The sequence below is a fragment of the Ornithinibacter sp. genome, from assembly GCF_035443565.1.
In the GTDB taxonomy this organism is placed as follows: Bacteria; Actinomycetota; Actinomycetes; order Actinomycetales; family Dermatophilaceae; genus Fodinibacter.
Map to the genome: position 1 here is coordinate 1 of NZ_DAORSO010000378.1, position 1,324 is coordinate 1,324.

Annotated in this window: 1 protein-coding gene and 1 pseudogene; both read left to right on the forward strand. The window is 73.9% G+C overall.

Annotated elements, in window-relative coordinates:
• Positions 1 to 156: pseudogene (locus tag PLL68_RS15320) on the forward strand (AAA family ATPase); the annotation flags it as partial.
• A partial coding sequence (locus PLL68_RS15325; RefSeq protein ID WP_324535578.1) for a DUF58 domain-containing protein occupies positions 156 to 1,324 on the forward strand: 1,169 nt, incomplete at its 3' end. The pseudogene PLL68_RS15320 and the gene PLL68_RS15325, both read left to right, overlap by 1 nt.

Genomic DNA, 1,324 nt, shown 5'->3' on the forward strand with positions numbered 1-1,324 from the left:
GCCGGGCGCACGTTCGTCACCCCTGACGACGTCAAGGCCCTCGCGCACGCGACCCTGGCCCACCGCCTGTCGCTGCGTCCCGAGGCCGAGCTCGAGGGCGTCGGCGTCGGTGCGGTGCTCGACAGTGCCCTCGGGTCGGTGCCCGTCCCCCGCTGATGGCGATCACCTGGCGCTCGGTCGTGCTGGTCCTGCTGGGGCTGGCACCGGTCGCCGTCTGGCCGAGCGGCGCGACGGTGCGCTGGTGGCTGCTCGCCGTCGCCCTGCTCATCGCGCTCGACGTGCTGCTGGCGAGCCGCCCGGGGGTGCTCGACATCGTGCGCAGCGCGCCGACCCAGGTTCGCCTCGGCGAGCGGACGACGAGCACGTTGTGGATCACGAACACCTCCGGGCGCGGGGTTCGTGGTCAGCTGCGGGACGCGTGGCCACCGTCGGCAGGGGCGGTGGATGCCGTGCACGACCTTGCCGTGCCGCCTCACGAACGGGTTCGGTTGACCACCATGTTCGCCCCGACCCGGCGCGGTGATCGCAACGCCGACCGGGTGACGGTTCGGCTGCGCGGCCCGCTCGGGCTGGCGGCCCGGCAGCGCTCGTTCCCCGTGCCCGGCTCGTTCCGAGCCCTGCATGCCTTCCCGTCGCGGCGCCACCTCCCGAGCCGGTTGGCGGTCCTTCGCCAGCTGGACGGCCGGGCGGCGGTGCGGACCCGCGGCCAGGGCACCGAGTTCGACAGCCTGCGCGAGTACGTGGAGGGCGACGACGTGCGCTCGATCGACTGGCGGGCCACGGCTCGGCGCCAGCACCTCGTCGTGCGCACCTGGCAACCCGAGCAGCACCGGCGGGTCATCATCGTGCTCGACACCTCACGCACGAGCGCCGGGCGCATCGGTGACGCACCCCGCCTGGATGCCGCGATGGATGCCACGCTGCTGCTCACGGCGCTGGCCGGTCACGCTCGCGACCGGGTGCAGGTGCTGGCCGGTGACCGGGTCGTCCACGCCCGGATCAGCGGCACCGACCGCGCCCGGTTGCTGCACGACACGATCAGCACCCTCGCCCCGGTCGAATCCCGGCTGGTCGAGGCCGACTGGCGAGCCCTGGCCACCGAGGTGGTGCGACTGGGCACCCACCGGGCGCTCGTCGTGCTCATCACCTCGCTGGAGTCCGCGGCCATCGAGGAAGGGTTGCTTCCCGTGCTGCCTGCCCTCGCGGCCCACCACCGGGTGGTCGTCGCCTCGGTGAGCGACCCGGCGCTCGTGGCGATGGCGGCAACGCGCTCCACGACGTCCGAGGTCTATGAGGCGGCCGCAGCGGAACGCACGGTGGCACT